The sequence below is a fragment of the Bacillus sp. GW823-FHT06A11 genome (genome assembly GCF_058795355.1).
In genome coordinates, this window is the sequence record NZ_JBXAHS010000004.1 from 72,904 (window position 1) to 90,608 (window position 17,705).

The following is a 17,705-nucleotide window of genomic DNA, read 5'->3' on the forward strand; positions in this document are numbered from 1 at the left end:
TCCTCATAATTTGGAAGAGAAACTTGCTTCGTTGTTGTTTATCTGCCTAGCTTTTTATTCGCAAACCCTAAAAGTAACCTGCGTATTTGTGGGTCAATTGCAAGACCGATAATGCCGTACAATATACCAGTAAGTGTTAAAGCTACTAGTGGTGGTAAGTTAATTAACACAGTACGATATAGAGCGTAACTGATTATAAATGCTAGTGCATTGAATATTGTTCCTTTGAATAGTAATGTAAAGCCTTTACGAGCGAATAAAGTAAAGCCGATTAATAATGTAATCTCGGTAAGGATAGCAGCTACAGCTGCTCCCATCATTCCAAATTGGCTACCTAATACGATGTAACTTATGACAGCAACAGCTAATCCAATCCCCATCGTTGTCGCACGCTTCCACTGTTGACCAATTGTCGTTAAATTATCAGCAAGTGGGTAGTTGATAGATTGTAAAATGACCATAAAGGCTAAAATTGCAAGAGCGTCACCAGCTGGGGCATACTCTTCACCTAATAAAGTAACAATCCAAAATCTTGGATTAGCGATGAATGGGATAGAAATCCCCATTCCTAAGAAAGACATAAGCTTTAATTCAAACAGAGATAGTTTTCTATGTTCATCAATATTTTTTTCATTTCCAAAAGCAAATAACTTTGGATAAAAGGCTGCTGCAATTACACCGGGTATTTGATAAAGTACAGCGGGTATTTTAGAAGCAGCTCCAAAGAATCCAACTTGCTCGTACGTTGAGACTTTTTCTAATATAATAGGCCCTAACTGTGGCAAGAGCATAATGATAATGCCATTGATTGTGAAAATCAGCAGTTGATCTAAAATCCCTTTGTCCCAGCCCTTATGAACTGTCGTATGGCGAATTACCATTATAAAGGCGATGACACCTGTTACAAGACTGGATATTCCGTACATGGCAGCGACCATCATAAGTGACCATTTAAATGACATTCCTAGTAGAAGAGCAGCTGCGGCTGTTACACCTTGTATTACAGAAATAATGGCTGTAAATTGCATACGTTCTGTTACTTGGAAGTAAGCCATCCCGACACCTTGTAAAGTTGCTCCAAACATTGTTGGTAGTACAACCCAATATACCATGGCGCGTAAGTAGGCATCTGTATAGAAGAACTGAGCAAAAATAGCGAAGAGTACAGAAATTACGACAGCTAATACGAAACGAATGCGTAAATAACTACTGATTAGTACGCTAATATTTGCATCCTTTCTCGTTCCTTCACGCATAAACGTATGTGTCAAACCTGCATCTGTGAAATAACAAATAACAGCGGAAACTGCTAATGCAGTTGTAAACATCCCATACTCACCAGGAGAAACGTATCTTGCGAAGAGAATCGTCGCGATAGCAAGTACAAATCGAACAGTAATATTTCCTACAAATAGGTAGGAGGCATTTTTAAGAATCTTATTTGTTTTCATGAGAAAAAACCTTTCTATTCTTTAGGACCTTTTTCGTTTGTCCTATTTGTAAATTTGATTTGTTTACGGAAAGAGAGATGAGTACTATATTTTCAGTTTAAGAAAACAGAAATTTAATTCGTACAAACCAAAGCATTGCATATAGTTTTTTACTACGCTTTCCATTTTTTGAATAGATTTTACGGCAATATTTCTTTATATCTTTTTTGATTAATTGAACTTGGGCATTATTTAATTGAGAGTTTTCTTTAATGTATATACAAGCATTATTGATAACCGTATAAGGGAATAAATAAGTCTCAAGAATCTCAATAAGTGACTGAGGGTCTTTCGTAATGAAGTCTTGAGATTTATTATGTACCCAGTCTTTCATACGATTGAATACTTCCAGTTCTTTAGTTGTTTTTAATTCGTAATCTTTATATTTAGAAGAAAGATTTCCTTCGGATAAGATTCTATAATATGTTAAATATTCATCCACATAGCATACATTTGTCACACTCATTAGTTTAAATAAAAACTCCAAGTCTTCTCCCCAGCTACATCCTGGTGTAAAACGGATATTATGATTCATTGCGATAGAGCGTTTGAAAATCCAAGTACTTGTTTGAGCAACAACTTGGTGTGTTAAGAATGCTTTTGCCATATCACCTTTAATAAAGTTTGTTGTATGCTCAATCTTTTCGCCTGTTTCTTCGTAAAAATTCATATAACCACAATAGCACGCATCCATGTTGTTTTTATGCATACTCTCGATTTGTTTCTCAATTTTAGTTGGATGCCATAAGTCATCACTATCAAGGAAAGCGACGTATTCCCCGCTAGCATTTTCAATCCCTGTATTACGAGCTACTGAAACGCCTTGGTTTTTTTGGTGAACGTATTTTACTTGCCCCGGATATTTTTCTGCAAGATTTTTTACGATAGAAGGTGATTGATCTTTACTTCCATCATCTACAATTACAATTTCAATGTTTTTATATGTTTGATCCAGTATTGACTGCATTGTGTCTTCAATATATTTTTCTGTGTTATACAGAGGTATGACAACAGAAACAAGTTGTTTTTGTTCCATCATAGAATTTTTATCTCCTCAAATTTTTTATGTCTTGCACCATATATACAAGCCTTTTGAAAGGAAGAGGATTACAAGAACATCTGTATCAGTTTAACGCATATAAACTTTGTAAATCAACTTTCTATTATTGTACTTTGTATACAAAGTACAATAATAGAATATATTTTCTTGTGAAAATATATAAATAAAATTTGAAAATTATGTATTTTAAGGGGAAATATGAAATGTTAAGGCGATTTGCGCTTCGTTTTGCAACTTTACAAACACATGGTGCAGATTTGACTCTAGCTAGCGATGATATAGGTTATCAAAAAATGGAAACTATTTTATTGGAAACAGGAATGTTAATATATCATGAGCTTGATAAACCACCTATTCATATTATGCCAGGTTTTCCAGTGTTTTTAGTTACTGTATTTTACTTTTTTGGAAATGGTAATAAAGGCCTTTTTGTAGCTAAATTAATTATTATCCTATTAGGAGTACTTATTATTTTACTAACTTATAAGATTGGTACTTATTTATTGAATCCCGCTGCAGGATTAATAGGTGCTTTCTTATTAGCGGTGTATCCTCCAGAGATTGTTGTGGAAAATTTAACTTTAACAGAAGGACAGTTTCTATTCTTTTCATTGGGATTATTATATTGGAGCTTAAAATTAGCTGATACTCATAAAACGAAACATTTTCTACTTTTTAGCATTGTACTTACGCCTACAAGTTGCTTTATATCCAATACTATTATTTATATATCTTTTAATGAAGCGCTATCCATTCCGCATTATGATGAAGCAAGCGATAGTATTTTTTATAATAAAAAATACATGCAAGGAAGGACCTGTGCATGTATGATGAGAAGATTATGTTAAATATTCCAAGGCTTACTTAAAGTTAAAACTTCAGCCATCTCTTTACTTTTTAAACGTCCCTTTTTTCGGTTTTCCGCGCGTTCTAAACCGGTTGTGTGTAACCAATGTTCTTCCTGAGTTTCAGGTAGTACTTGTGGTACGGACGAAGGTTTTCCATCTTTTATAGCCACAAATGTAATGAAGCAAGTAGCAGCAATTCTACGCTCGCCTGCTAATAAATTTTCTGCGATTACTTTTACGAAAACTTCCATTGAAGATTTCCCTGTATAACACACAAATGCTTCATAACAAACAGAATCAGCTTGGTGAATTGGAGTTAAAAAATCAACTGAATCAATAGATGCTGTTACGCAATGTTTACGACTATGTCTTGCAGCCGCAATTGAAGCAATACTATCAATTTCTGCTAATAATTTCCCTCCAAAAAGTGTTTGGTGATTATTTAAATCGTTAGGAAAAACACGTGTTGTCTTAATTGCTTTAGATTCTCGCATGAATTTCTTTTCCATATATTCAGCCCCTATAGTCTGTTTTCAATCAGAATAATATGTGTAAGTGGAGTACTCATATTAGATATTTAATGAAGTAAAGTGTATTCCAAAAGAGGATTATTTAAACTTCTGTATTTGTATTCATGTAACTGAAAGAAAATTTATTTTATCTAAAATGTAGTGTAAAAGAGGATTCGCTTACATTGCAAGTAAAAAGTAATGACTATGTATTCGTCATAGAAATTCCCTATCAGCCGTGTACCCATTCATGATAGAATCATTTTGTTATGAATGGAAATAGAGGTGCAATGGACATATGAATCATATACAAACAAATTTTTCATCTTTCTTCAATAAAATTACGATCGGTGCGATGCTCGCATTTTTCGCTTATAGTTGTTGGGTAGCATTTGAGACAAGTAAGCAATTCTTTGGAGGAAGTACAACAAGTGTAACAATCATATTGGCAATTTTCGTCATACTTATTTTGTTAGTGGCATCAATTCTACAATACCGTTTTACAGATAAACAATTTCTTATTTTTCTTATAAGTATATCTATAGTTGTGAGGCTTAGTATGCTGTTATTTGTAGATGCTCCAATAATTGGTGATATGAAAGTGATGTATGAGTCTGCAAAGCAGATTGCAATTGGTAATAATATAGGGACTGTAACTCATTTGCCTTTTATTATATATGAGTCAGTAATCATTCGTATATTCGGTGATACATTATTCGCTTTACAACTATTTAATGTGTTATTTTGCGCAGGAACCGCATTTTTTATTTATCGTATTGCGGCAATGGTTTTTGGAGAAGAATGCGGTCGTATTGCTTCTATATTTTATGCTCTGTATATTCCAAATATATTGCTGAGTTCCGTATTAACTCCTGAGTCACTTGCAATATTTTTATTTTATTTTGCTTGTTACATACTTTTATATAAAGGGTTAGATCATCCTTATATGTGGGTGTTTTCAGCGGTTTTATTTGCATTTAGTAATATGATTTTCCCGATAGGATTATTTCTTCCTATTTTTATCACTGTATATGTATTATTAATTGAAGTGTCTCAATCAGCAACGAAACAAAAAGTGTTACTAAAGATGGTAGGGATACTTATTCTATTTTATAGTACTCATTTTGGTGTGAATTATGGAATTAAGGCAATGGGATTGTCACAATATACGATTTCGAATGAGACGTATGTTCAATCTGTCTTAATTGGAAAAAAGAAACATGAGGAAAAAATATCGAAAAATCAAAGTGTAACAGAGCATATTGATCAAAAGTTAAAAGAGATTGAGGGAGAAAGATTTAAACTTTTAGAACCGATGATAAATCAGTTTTCAGATGAGGGGATAAATTCTATTCTTTTCAAATGTGAAAAACTGATATATATAGCCGTAACATTGTTTATGACTATAGCTCTATTGCACTTCCTTATTAAGAAACAACAAAATGAAGGGTATATGTTGTTCTTATTTTTAATTAGTGGCTACGTATTGTTAAGGCTTTTCCAAGTAGATATGGCATATTACAATGTAATTATGCCGGCATTGTTTATTTTGCAGAGCTTTGGTGTTTATATGAGTTATGTGTATTGTCAAAAAATATTTTTCAGAAAATAAAAAGAATCCATTCTGGATTCTTTTTTTTGATGGAAGATGAAATTTAGTAGTCAGTGCAAAATGGAAAGTATGCCGGACCTGAATTTTATTCCGCTATTTTCCGGACAGTCAGACCCCACCTCAAAATCAGCGAAAGCAAAGAAGTTAGGTGGGGGCGGACTGCCTGTAAAAGCCCGATTGTTGAGGGCTGATTAAAGTTTCACTTTATCTTATCGATTTAGTTCTAGTTGTAAATTATCGGCTGTTAGAGCCATTTGTGAGGAATCATCTTGAATTCCTTTCATTACTTGTGAAATAGCTTGTAGCTCATGTTCAATTTTCTTATTCTGTTCTTTTGAGTTAGACATATCTTTTACAATTTCTTGGAAGTATCGATCTGTTGCCGACATACTATCGGTTCCTTCTGATACGAGAGAGCTAATTTGTTTCACGGAAGACGAGACACGGATAATTTGTTCATTTGTTTTTTCGACGAGCTTTGTAACGTTAAAGATAGATTCTTTCGTTTGCTCTGATAATTTTCGGATTTCACCAGCAACAACAGAAAACCCCTTCCCAAATTCTCCAGCACGTGCAGACTCGATAGCAGCATTTAGTGCGAGTAAATTTGTTTGCTCCGCGATTGATTTAACGATATCTATGATTTCGTTAATTTTGTTAGAAATATCAAGAAGTTCATGAGTATCTGTAATAATCGTTTCCATATTCATTTGAATAGATCCCATTCGTTTGTTTTGCTGGTTTAATTGTTCTTTCCCTTTATTCGCTTTTTCTTCAGATGTTGTAGCTAATGATGTACCTGTTTTAGCAATCTCTACAATAGTTTCAGACTTAGCGGTTAGCTTTTGAATAGAAGAGCTTGTCTTTTCAGATACAGCAGCTAGTTCTGTTGCAATATGCGTAATTGTCATAGCAGTTAGTTCTTTTTCTTTCTCATGCTCTTTTTGCATTCTTTCATATTCAGATTCATAAGCTGCAAGAACAAGTTCTTGTTCAAGAGTGAATAATTTATTTATGACATTTATAGAATAGGAAAAATCATCGATTGTTGTTATTTTTGTTTGCAAAATCTTCATGATAGAGCGGAATAATTCTTGATAAGCAGCAGTATACCATTTTCGATGTAAACCAATTTGCACATGTCTTTTGGCAATTCTAACACGCTGTTCAATGAAATCTTCATGCATATTGCCGCTGAATAATTCTTTAATATGTGTTTTTAAAGTTTGTTTTAGTTTTGGAATAGAGCTGTAACGTTCAATAATAGTAATTAAATTAGGTTGTTTTGTAATGTTGGCATAGAATTTTTCAGTAATCCAATCAATTTCTGCATAAATAAAAGGCTGTAGTACTTTTACAACTTGTAAATCTTCTTTTGAAATATGTAGCATATCCATTTGAATTTTCAATTCAGAATTAGTAGGTACATTAAAAGTTATTTGTTGGTCCTTACTTAATTCGATTATACTGGCATTTGTTTTATTAATATTTTTTCTGAAAACCCCAAGCATCATTCTTCCCCCTGTATATAAAACGTTTTCAATTTTAAAACTAATATAGAGTAATTATATATGCTTATATATAATTACTCTATATTAGTTCGTTGAATAGTATATAAATTAAGAGAATTCTAGATAGAATTCTCTTAATGGCCTTTATTAATTTTAGCATGTGTTTTAAAGAAAACAGGGAAATGCACATTATATATTACAGTGACGACACGAATAACGAATGTTACTAATAAACAAACATAGAAAGCTAATACGTGCGCCCCCATAGCGTATGTGATTAGGAAGCTAATTGCTCCTAAGATAGAAGCGATTGCGTAAATCTCTTTTCGGAATACGTAAGGGATATCTTGAGCACAAATGTCACGCAAAATACCGCCTCCAATACCTGTAATGACTCCCATTGAAACAACTAGAAATGAGGCGTCAACATGATGTGACATTGCCGCATTTGCACCAATAGCTGTAAAAACGCCTAATCCAACAGCATCAGAAAGCATAATAACGACTTGAAGTTTATTGATACGCTCAAAAAACATACAAGTAAATAATGCTGATAATACACTTACGAAAAAGTAAATGGGTTTTACAAATGCGACAGGGGGCAGGTTACCAATCATGATATCACGAATAATACCGCCGCCGAGCGCAGTAGCTACAGCTAAACAAAGGACACCAAATAAATCTAAATCTTTTTTTAAACCAACTAATGTACCAGAAATGGCAGCGGCGATAATGCCAAGAAACGTAAATATATCGATTAATAACATGGCCTTAATCCCTTTCTCTTAAAGATGTTCCAGAGAAAAAATATACACTAAAGTATTGGAAATAACAATTACTTTTCGTTACATGTATAAAAACGGATAAAATACATAAAGAAAGCGTTTGAAAATGCTTAGGAGAAAACGAAGCAAGGTTAATCTTTAGTTGTAGGATAGCCGAGTGGGTGTTTGTATGTAATTATTAAATTTTATATACTTATAAATAAATTAACAAATGTTACTATAATGCTGATAATAAGTGGAAGAGTGTTAGATAGTTTTTATAGAGATAGGGAAGAATAGCTAAAGGATAATGTTTTCTAGCACTACTTAAGCTGGATTTGGTTAGTTTCGGCATAAAAATAAGTTCTCAATTTAAATATGAGTTATGTTATAATTGCTAGGTGTGTTTTAACGATAATAAATTATGATTAAAAGATAATGTTAAGATTTTGTATGGAGGTCTTGGAATGTTAGCAAATCAAGCTAGGGTTAGATTTGAGCATTTTTTGCTCTTTTTTATTATTTTACAGCCTGTTTTAGATTTATTAACGTCTCTTAGCATCACTTTATTAAAGTCAAATGCTACCGTTGGAATTTTAGTAAGATTCCTTATTATGGCTGTTGGTGGTATTTACATTTTAATTCAGGCAAAAGAGAAGGAAAATAGAAAGTTTTTAATTTATCTTATATTATTAGCCGGCGTTTTAGGGATAGGATTTATTAATAACAAACTAGTTAAGGATCCTATTGTACTTAGTGAAGAAGTTAAATTCGTTGCGAAAGCATTATATATATATATTATGCTGGGATCATACATTTTAGCTTTAAAATCATTGAAAACGAAAGTTAATATTAGTGATAAGGTTCGAAATAGTATTGTATATTCTACATTAATCATTAACGCAATTATGGTTATTTCTATTTCAACATCTACTGACTTTGGTAGTTATGAATGGATGAAGGTTGGTTCTCGAGGTTGGTTCTATGCAGGGAATGAACTAGGTTCAATCTTAGCTATTATTTTCCCTATTGTGGTACTATATTCTATTCAAAAAACAAAGAGCTGGAAACATATTTTATATTGGATTCCATCACTTTTAATGATTTACTCATTAATTCAAGTTGGTACAAAAGTAGGAATGGGCTCAATTGGTGCTACGTTGGCAGCAGCAATCGGGATCATTGTACTACAATTATTATTTAATAGAAAAAATCCGAACAAAAAATCTCTTGCACTTAACGCAGTAATTGCTATTGTCCTATTAGCTGGTGTAGTTGGGACGTTTAAACAAACACCATTAGCACAAAATATGGGCATTCATAATAATTATTTATCAGAGCAAAATGTGGCTCAGCAAGGCCAAAAAGAACAAGAAATTAAAGATAAGTTGAAAAAAGAACAAGAACTTAAAGCAAAAGAAGAAAATCATCATAAAGTTGAAAAGCCAGAAGAAAAGGCGAAGATAGAAGAGGAAGTTAAGAAAGAACTTGAGAAAGAGCAAAAGAAAGAAAATCAAGAAAACCTTATTTTCAGTGGACGTCAAGTATATGAAGAAAGACATAAGCAGTTCTTTAAAGAAGCGCCAATGTCACAAAAGTTATTAGGAATGGGTTATGCAGGTAACTTTAAATACAATGAACAAAAGCAGCCAGATCCAAAACTAATTGAAATGGACTTCCATGATTGGTTTTACGATTTCGGGATTATTGGCTTTGTATTACTAATGATTCCATTTATTTATTACGGGCTAAGAATTCTACTAGCATTTGCTACGAGATTTAAGGACATATTTAATATAAAATATGGAATGATTTCAGCAAGCTTATTGTTAGCGTTAGGTATTGCTTATATTGCAGGACATATTTTAACAGCACCAGGAGTTGGAATTTACTTTGTAGTGGTGTTAGCTTATCTAATAGTAGACCTAGAAATTGAATGATAAAAATAAAAGCTAACTTTTGTTAGCTTTTATTTTTTAGTACAGTAAAATAAAAATAGATGGAAACGTAGCGAGGATTTAAAGGAGGAAAAAATATGAGAATATTGCATATGAATGCAGGAGCAGAAGATGGGGGAGGGAAAACACATATTATTTCACTTCTCGATCAGTTTCCAACTGGTGAAGTAGAATTAGCAGTATTTGAAGATGGAATTGTTGCGAAGGAAGCAAGGGAGTTAGGGATAAAAGTCCATGTGTTTTCACAAAAATCGCGCTATGATTTATCCATTTTAAAGAATATAAGTGAATTTATTAATAAAGAAAAATTTGATGTAGTTCATACACATGGTCCTAGGGCTAATTTCTATGTTTCTTTAATGAAAAAGAGAATAAAGGCAAAATGGGTAACGACTATTCATAGTGATCCATTTCAAGACTTTACTAAACAGGGCTTAAAAGGTTGGATTTTTACGAAATTAAATTTGAAAGCCTTAAAAAATATAGACTTATTTTTCGTTGTAACAAATAGATTGAAAAAAAGCTTGGCAGCATTAGGCATTTCAAATGACAAGATGCATGTTATTTATAATGGAATTGAATACGATCAGGAAAAAGCAGAAGGCTATAATAAAAAAGAAATGTTCAATATTGATGAAGATGTATTTACGGCAATCCAAGTAGCACGATTACATCCCGTCAAAGGACATGAAGTTTTATTCGATGCGTTACAACAAACAAAATTAGAGAAAATTAAAGTATTATTAGTTGGCGATGGCCCATTAGAAGAAAATCTAAAGTCATTAGCTACTGAAAAAGGGATTAACGATAAAGTAGAGTTTTTAGGACATCGTCAAGATGTAAAACAATTATTTGCGTCGTCACATGTAAATTTATTAACTTCCCATAGTGAAGGGTTCCCACTAGTTTTATTAGAAGCGGCAAACCAACGTGTACCATCAATTGTGACTAGGGCTGGAGAAATTGAGCCATTAATCGTAGATGAAACTTACGGATGGATTGTGCCAACAGGTGATGGAAAGACATTAGCATTAGCTTTAGAAGAAGCGTATGATAAGTGGAAAACGGGAGAATTAGCAGCAATGGGTAAACATATTTATGAGCATGCTACTATGAACTTCTCACTTCAAAAACTATATGAAGATACAAAAGAAACATATAAGCAATTAATAGCGAAAAACTTGTAATGATAGAGAGGATAGTTAACTATGGCAGTACAAACAGTTGATATTCTAGGCGTTCCTTTTTCTACAATGACAATGGATGAAACGGTCCAATATTTAAAAGAACAACTAGAAGCGGAACGAACTCATACGTTTCAGGTAGTAACAGCAAATCCTGAAATTGTTATGTGCGCAAAAAAGGATGAAAAGTTCTATCAAACATTATTGAATACAGATTTAATTACACCTGATGGTATTGGGGTTGTAAAGGCAAGTGGTATGCTTGGTACACCTTTAAAAGAGCGTGTAGCAGGTTTTGATTTAATGTGTAATTTACTTGCGAAGTTATCAGAAGATAGTAAACCAGTATCTGTTTTCTTATTAGGTGCAAAGCCACATGTTGTACAAGCTGCAGCAGATCATTTAACAAAGACATATTCAGCTGTATCCATCGCCGGTACACAAGATGGTTATTTTAAACAAGAAGACGAAGAGAATATTATTTCTCGCATTCAAGAAGCAAAACCAGATTTATTACTTGTTGCACTCGGTTTCCCGAGACAAGAGAACTTTATCCAAAACAATAAGCATCGTTTAGAAACGAAAATGGCTGTTGGAGTGGGTGGAAGTTTAGACGTATGGGCTGGAGAAGTAAAACGTGCACCAAAATGGATTCAAGCGATTCATTTAGAGTGGTTTTATAGATTATGCAGTAATCCAACACGCTGGCGTCGTCAGTTAGTATTAGCGGAATTTTTAAAAGAAGTAATGCGTTCGAAAAAGTAGCGAAATATCGCTGCTTTTTTTATTTGTTCATTTTTAATAAATTGAAACTTTAATCAGTGAGGCATTCCTACTGATTATTAGCCCTCACCAATCGGGATAGACGTTTTACTTTTTGGGAATGATGAAGGAGAAATTTTTTACACAAAAGTATTTTACTTATACAATTCACACATGTAAAATGATGTGTAAAGACACCTGTGTGAGGAGGACTTCTAGTGGGCAAGGTAAAAGAAATTTCGAAGCGCAAACTACTTGGTATAGCTGGGCTTGGATGGCTATTTGATGCAATGGATGTTGGAATGCTTTCATTTGTAATGGTAGCCTTGCAAAAGGATTGGGGATTAACGAGCCAGGAAATGGGCTGGATAGGTAGTATTAACTCAATCGGTATGGCAGTAGGAGCGCTTATTTTTGGGATACTATCAGATAAAATAGGGCGAAAATCAGTCTTTATTATTACATTATTATTATTTTCTATCGGTAGTGGTTTAACTGCGTTAACGACGACACTCGCGATGTTTCTCGTTTTACGCTTTGTAATTGGTATGGGGCTTGGCGGAGAGCTTCCGGTTGCCTCTACACTAGTATCAGAGAGTGTTGAAGCACATGAGCGTGGGAAAATTGTTGTGTTATTAGAAAGTTTTTGGGCAGGTGGATGGTTAATTGCAGCTCTTATCTCGTATTTTGTTATTCCGAAATATGGTTGGGAAGTTGCGATGGTATTGAGTGCAGTTCCAGCACTATATGCTTTATATTTAAGATGGAATTTACCGGATTCCCCAAGGTTCCAAAAAGTTGAAAAAAGACCATCTGTTATTGAAAATATAAAATCAGTTTGGTCTGGGGAATATCGTAAAGCAACAATTATGCTATGGATTCTATGGTTTTGTGTTGTCTTTTCCTATTATGGAATGTTCCTTTGGTTACCGAGTGTAATGGTGCTAAAAGGGTTTAGTTTAATAAAAAGTTTCCAATACGTACTTATTATGACGTTAGCTCAACTTCCAGGGTATTTCACCGCTGCTTGGTTTATTGAACGTCTCGGTCGTAAATTTGTTTTGGTTACGTATTTAATCGGGACAGCTTGCAGTGCCTATTTGTTTGGGGTTGCGGATTCATTAACAGTATTAATCGTGGCAGGTATGTTACTATCCTTCTTTAACTTAGGTGCTTGGGGAGCATTATACGCCTATACACCTGAGCAGTATCCAACCGTTATTCGTGGTACAGGTGCAGGAATGGCAGCAGCGTTTGGGCGTATTGGTGGTATTCTTGGACCACTATTAGTGGGGTATTTAGTTGCCTCAGAAGCTTCACTATCATTAATATTTACGATTTTCTGCGGATCAATTTTAATTGGTGTATTCGCTGTAGTAATACTTGGACAAGAAACGAAGCAACGAGAATTAGTATAAAGTGAAATTTTAAATGTATGCCTGATCGTTTATTACCCTACACTACTTGGCTCTTTCTAGGCAGTTAATGTAGGATAAAGGGGGAGAGGAAACCGAAGGGGTTTCCTTTTTTCTGTTTTTTTAGATAAATAATGGTATAGTAAGAAAAAGGGATTATTTCTTATAAAAGCGAATGTATACAGCAGGACATATGGACAAAGAATTAGGTGGTTGAAGAAATGAAAATTTTACTGATCATGGCAGAGGCAGAAGAGAGAAGAGAGTTAGCTGAAAATTTCACTGAAAATATGAGAAATGTAGAATGTTTTGAAGCAAAGACAGGAACAGAATCTTTATTTATGATGAAAAAACATATACCAGACTTTGTTTTTTTAAGTTCCAAATTACTAGATGGTACTGGTTTTGAATATGCAAGTTTATTACGAGAAATAAATTGCTATACAAAATTTATTTTTGTAGGTGAAAACATAGAGGAATCTATTACAGCTTTTCGTTTCCAAGCATTTTATTATTTATTACGACCATTTCGTGAAGAAGATTTACAATTTCTTTTATATAAAATAGGTAAAGAACAAGGTGAGAAAGCAAAGAGTTATTTGCGGAAACTACCGATAGAAAGTCAAGAAGGTATACGATATATGCTTCCAGAAGATATCGTATATGTAAGTAAAAATAAAGAAAATAAAACTGTTTCAATTTACACAACGAATAATCAGTATATTTCAACATATACACTTCAGGAATTAGAAAATAAGCTAAATGCATATGATTTTTTACGTGTGCATAAAAGCTATTTAATTAATATGTCATATGTAAAAGAACTGAAACCTTATTATAATGGCACGTATAATTTGTATTTAGATAGGTATGATGAGCAACCGATTCCAGTCAGTCGTAATTATGTAAAACGCCTTCGAAATAACATTGAATTATAGTAGGTAATGAGAGTATTTTAACATGATAAACTGAAAATCCTTCATGATAAGGAGGATTCAAGTTAAATATTCAGAAAATTTAGTACAATCTCCACTAAGAAATAGTATTGGGGGAATTGTATGTGAAGACATTGAAATCGATCTTACTTTGGGGCGTTATTACAGCAGTAGGAGCAGGTGCTTTTGGGGTAATAGCTTTATCACAAGGTGAAACCATTAATGCTGTATGGCTCTTAGTAGCTGCCGTATGTGTATATGCAGTTGCTTATCGTTTTTATAGTAGATTTATAGCGAGAAAGGTTTTTAATTTAGATGATAATCGGCAAACACCAGCCCATACATTAAGCGATGGGAAAGACTATGTTCCGACAAATAAGTGGGTATTATTTGGACATCACTTTGCAGCGATTGCTGGGGCGGGACCTTTAGTAGGACCGATTTTAGCAGCACAAATGGGATATTTACCAGGGACCATTTGGATTATTGTTGGGGTAGTTGTTGCGGGGGCTGTTCAAGATTTTGTCATTTTATTTGCTTCGATGAGACGTAATGGTAAATCGTTAGGAGAAATGATTAAGGATGAGATTGGACCTGTTACAGGACTAATTGCAATGATAGGTATTTTAGGAATTATGATTATTTTATTAGCAGTATTAGCGTTAGTCGTAGTAAAGGCACTGATCGGAAGTCCTTGGGGAATGTTTACGATAGCAGCAACGATTCCTATCGCTATTTTAATGGGAGTTTATATGCGCTATATTAGGCCTGGTCGTGTTGGAGAAGGGTCAGTAATTGGTATTATCCTACTTATTTTATCTCTTATTGGAGGACAGTATGTAGCAGAAAACCCAACACTTGCAAGTATGTTCACATTTAGTGGTGAAACAATTGCTATTATGCTTATTGTATATGGATTTATTGCATCTGCATTACCAGTTTGGATGCTATTAGCACCACGTGATTATTTAAGTACATTTTTAAAAGTTGGAACAATCGTTGGATTGGCGATAGGTATTTTAATTGTAGCACCCAATTTACAAATGCCAGCAGTTTCGCAATTTATTGATGGAACTGGTCCTGTTTTCTCCGGTAATTTATTCCCGTTTTTATTTATTACGATTGCCTGTGGTGCGGTCTCTGGATTCCATGCTCTCGTTTCATCTGGTACAACTCCAAAAATGATTGAGCAAGAGGGACATGCACAGCCAATTGGTTACGGAGCAATGTTAATGGAGTCATTTGTAGCAGCGATGGCAATGATTGCAGCTTGTGTATTAACGCCAGGAACTTATTTTGCGATTAATAGTCCGGCGGCACTTATTGGTACGGATGTATCGCAGGCAGCTCAAGTTATTTCTTCATGGGGATTTGCTATTACACCAAATGAATTAAAAGAACTTGCTGTAAATGTTGGAGAGCAAACAATTTTATCACGTACAGGTGGAGCACCAACGTTAGCAATAGGTATGGCATATATTTTCTCACAAGTAATAGGTGGAACGGCGATGATGGCATTCTGGTATCATTTTGCCATTCTTTTTGAAGCCCTATTTATTTTAACAACGATTGACGCAGGAACTCGTGTAGGACGATTTATGATTCAAGATATTTTAGGACATGTATATAAGCCGTTTGCGAAAACAGATTCTACATTAGCTAATGTAATAGCTACAACGTTATGTGTATTAGGGTGGGGATATTTCTTATACCAAGGGGTAATAGATCCGCTCGGTGGAATTAATACATTATGGCCACTTTTCGGTATTGCAAATCAAATGCTAGCAGGTATTGCATTATTACTTGGAACGACAATTTTGTTCAAAATGGGGAAAAAGGCGTACGTTTGGGTAACACTTATTCCAACTGTGGGATTGCTTATTGTAACAATGACAGCTGGTTATCAAAAGCTATTTCATGAAAATCCTAAAATCGGATTTCTATCTCACGCGAAGGTGTTTCAGGGAGCGTTAGATGAAGGGAAAGTGTTAGCACCAGCTAAAAATGTTACTCAAATGAAGCAAATTATTTTTAATGATTATATCGATGCAGCGCTTTGTGGGATTTTTATGATAGTTGTAATCGCTGTGTTAATTTCAGCACTTCGAATTTGGATACAAGTATTAAGAAATAAGCCAATGCCGTTAAAAGAGGCACCATATATTCCTAGAGATGAAAGTGAGTCGAGGAACTATGCTTAAAAAGCTGTGGCAAGTATGGGGGGAAAGGAAGCGCTTTATTAGTTTGCTCGTTGGGGTACCAAGTTATGAAATATACGTAGAGCATATGAAAAAGCATCATCCAGAAGAAGAGATTGTATGTCAAAAGCAGTTTTTTGCTGAGGCACAAGAAGCAAGATTTAACGCAAAGGGTGGAAAAATATCACGCTGTTGTTAATGAAAAAGGGCGAGTTTTCGCCCTTTTTATTTTTTTTGCTGTTTCACGTGGAACAGCAAAAAAATAAACAAAAAACTTTGGGAATTATAGGGATTTCGTATACAATAAAGTGAGGAAGGGGATAGATGGAAAAGTAGGGAGATTATTTTATGTTAAGGGACTTATTTGTAAATACAACAATTATTATTTCCTTTATTTTTGTTGGAGGTCAGCTTTTAAGAGATAAGCCGTTAAAAGAAGGATTCTCTTTTTTGCAGAAGTGTGTAATCGGTATTTTTACTGGAATATTAGGTGTACTGTTAATGCATTTTGGTGTACACATTGAAGATATTATGTTGGATTTACGTTATTTAGCCGTTATTTTGGCAATTATAGTTGGAGGTCCGGTAGCTAGTAGTATAACAGTTACTATAATTTTAATTACTCGGCTAATTTTTACTGAGTACTCTTTAGCTGCCGAATTGGCTTGCTATACAATTCTACTAAGTGGAATTGGTGTTATCTTTATTGCAAGAATACAAACTTCGATTACGTTAAAGTTAGTATGGTTACACGTATACTGCCTTTCTATTTTGATAGTACCGATGTATATATTATTTAATGATATATCTGTAGTTGTACTATATTTAATTTCAAGTATTACTACAGGTTACATAACATTCGTAAGTACAAACTATGTTTTACAATCTAATGAGTTATTTCAAAAGATGAAACAATACGCAACGATAGATGCATTGACAGGTTTAGGAAACGTAAGACAGTTTGATTTAGAGATGAATTGTCATATTAGTAATAAGAACATGAAAAATGATTCGCTTTGTTTACTCCTTATAGATATTGATCACTTTAAGTATGTAAATGATACGTACGGGCATCCTGCAGGGGACGAAGTGTTAAAACAAGTAGGATGTATTTTACGAGAAACTTCACAATTTCCAGATTTGGCTTTTCGAAAGGGTGGAGAGGAGTTTGCGCTTTTGATACCGAATAAGGGATTAGCTTACGGAATTTGTATGGGCGAGCAAATTCGTACAGCTGTTGAAAGTCACCCATTTCAATTGTTAGATGGAACAAAAATAAAAATTACGGTTTCGGTAGGGGTTTCAGAGTATGAAGGGTCATCAGAGCAATTTATTCAAGCGGCGGATGATGCGTTATACTACTCGAAACGAAATGGTAGAAATAAGGTTAGTTCTGCATCTTAAAGATAAGATGACCAGAAGACATAAAGCTTATAAAAAACACTCACAGAGTCAATGT

At 34.0% G+C, this 17,705-nt stretch carries 14 protein-coding genes and 2 pseudogenes; 10 read left to right on the forward strand and 6 right to left on the reverse strand.

The annotated features are described in order from the left end of the window. Positions 1–38 precede the first annotated feature (38 nt). Positions 39–1,451 carry an oligosaccharide flippase family protein gene (locus tag AC1Q8L_RS19635; protein WP_000856145.1) on the reverse strand — a complete coding sequence of 471 codons (1,413 nt, stop codon included), beginning with the start codon at positions 1,449–1,451 and terminating at the stop codon, positions 39–41. 97 nt (positions 1,452–1,548) lie between these two features. Next, on the reverse strand, positions 1,549–2,529 hold the full coding sequence (locus AC1Q8L_RS19640; RefSeq protein ID WP_000970511.1) for a glycosyltransferase family 2 protein: 981 nt from the start codon (positions 2,527–2,529) through the stop codon (positions 1,549–1,551). 200 nt (positions 2,530–2,729) lie between these two features. Between AC1Q8L_RS19640 and AC1Q8L_RS19645 the strand changes: the two are divergent. Then, a pseudogene (locus tag AC1Q8L_RS19645) lies at positions 2,730–3,333 on the forward strand (4-amino-4-deoxy-L-arabinose transferase); the annotation flags it as partial. A gap of 61 nt (positions 3,334–3,394) precedes the next feature. Here the strand turns inward: AC1Q8L_RS19645 and AC1Q8L_RS19650 are convergent. Then, on the reverse strand, positions 3,395–3,907 hold the full coding sequence (locus tag AC1Q8L_RS19650) for an acyl-CoA thioesterase (RefSeq protein ID WP_000412126.1): 513 nt from the start codon (positions 3,905–3,907) through the stop codon (positions 3,395–3,397). A 298-nt stretch (positions 3,908–4,205) separates the two neighbouring features. On the opposite strand from AC1Q8L_RS19650, the gene AC1Q8L_RS19655 reads away from it, so the two are divergent. Beyond that, complete coding sequence (locus AC1Q8L_RS19655; RefSeq protein WP_001015628.1) at positions 4,206–5,519, forward strand: ArnT family glycosyltransferase; 1,314 nt, start codon at positions 4,206–4,208, stop codon at positions 5,517–5,519. 209 nt (positions 5,520–5,728) lie between these two features. On the opposite strand, the gene AC1Q8L_RS19660 is transcribed toward AC1Q8L_RS19655, so the two are convergent. From AC1Q8L_RS19660 to AC1Q8L_RS19670, 3 genes and pseudogenes are all read right to left on the reverse strand, one after another. Next, positions 5,729–6,469: a methyl-accepting chemotaxis protein gene (locus tag AC1Q8L_RS19660; RefSeq protein ID WP_375852790.1), complete on the reverse strand. Its 741-nt coding sequence runs from the start codon at positions 6,467–6,469 to the stop codon at positions 5,729–5,731. 15 nt (positions 6,470–6,484) lie between these two features. Further along, positions 6,485–7,033 (reverse strand): annotated as a pseudogene (locus AC1Q8L_RS19665) (protoglobin family protein); the annotation flags it as partial. Between the two features lie 131 nt (positions 7,034–7,164). Continuing rightward, positions 7,165–7,797, reverse strand: coding sequence for a trimeric intracellular cation channel family protein (locus AC1Q8L_RS19670; RefSeq protein WP_000924377.1), 633 nt, complete (start codon positions 7,795–7,797; stop codon positions 7,165–7,167). 464 nt (positions 7,798–8,261) lie between these two features. Between AC1Q8L_RS19670 and AC1Q8L_RS19675 the strand changes: the two genes are divergently transcribed. The 8 genes from AC1Q8L_RS19675 to AC1Q8L_RS19710 all read left to right on the forward strand — a co-directional run bounded on the left by AC1Q8L_RS19675 (position 8,262) and on the right by AC1Q8L_RS19710 (position 17,650). Further along, on the forward strand, positions 8,262–9,734 hold the full coding sequence (locus AC1Q8L_RS19675) for an O-antigen ligase family protein (RefSeq protein WP_000880753.1): 1,473 nt from the start codon (positions 8,262–8,264) through the stop codon (positions 9,732–9,734). A gap of 95 nt (positions 9,735–9,829) precedes the next feature. Further along, positions 9,830–10,939 carry a glycosyltransferase family 4 protein gene (locus tag AC1Q8L_RS19680; RefSeq protein WP_001221224.1) on the forward strand — a complete coding sequence of 370 codons (1,110 nt, stop codon included), beginning with the start codon at positions 9,830–9,832 and terminating at the stop codon, positions 10,937–10,939. A gap of 21 nt (positions 10,940–10,960) precedes the next feature. After that, entirely contained in the window at positions 10,961–11,701 is a 741-nt protein-coding gene (locus tag AC1Q8L_RS19685) for a WecB/TagA/CpsF family glycosyltransferase (protein WP_000290751.1), read from the forward strand. A 215-nt stretch (positions 11,702–11,916) separates the two neighbouring features. After that, positions 11,917–13,116, forward strand: a complete 1,200-nt coding sequence (locus AC1Q8L_RS19690; RefSeq protein WP_000521106.1) for an MFS transporter — start codon at positions 11,917–11,919, stop codon at positions 13,114–13,116. A 218-nt stretch (positions 13,117–13,334) separates the two neighbouring features. Then, on the forward strand, positions 13,335–14,051 hold the full coding sequence (locus AC1Q8L_RS19695; protein WP_000698246.1) for a LytR/AlgR family response regulator transcription factor: 717 nt from the start codon (positions 13,335–13,337) through the stop codon (positions 14,049–14,051). Between the two features lie 122 nt (positions 14,052–14,173). Next, positions 14,174–16,249 (forward strand): carbon starvation protein CstA, encoded by a 2,076-nt coding sequence (gene cstA, locus AC1Q8L_RS19700; protein WP_000854318.1) that lies wholly within the window; start codon positions 14,174–14,176, stop codon positions 16,247–16,249. Beyond that, positions 16,242–16,445 carry a YbdD/YjiX family protein gene (locus tag AC1Q8L_RS19705; protein WP_000914502.1) on the forward strand — a complete coding sequence of 68 codons (204 nt, stop codon included), beginning with the start codon at positions 16,242–16,244 and terminating at the stop codon, positions 16,443–16,445. The genes cstA and AC1Q8L_RS19705 overlap by 8 nt, the downstream gene beginning before the upstream one ends. A gap of 149 nt (positions 16,446–16,594) precedes the next feature. Then, entirely contained in the window at positions 16,595–17,650 is a 1,056-nt protein-coding gene (locus AC1Q8L_RS19710) for a GGDEF domain-containing protein (protein ID WP_098311682.1), read from the forward strand. The last annotated feature ends 55 nt before the right edge of the window (positions 17,651–17,705 follow it).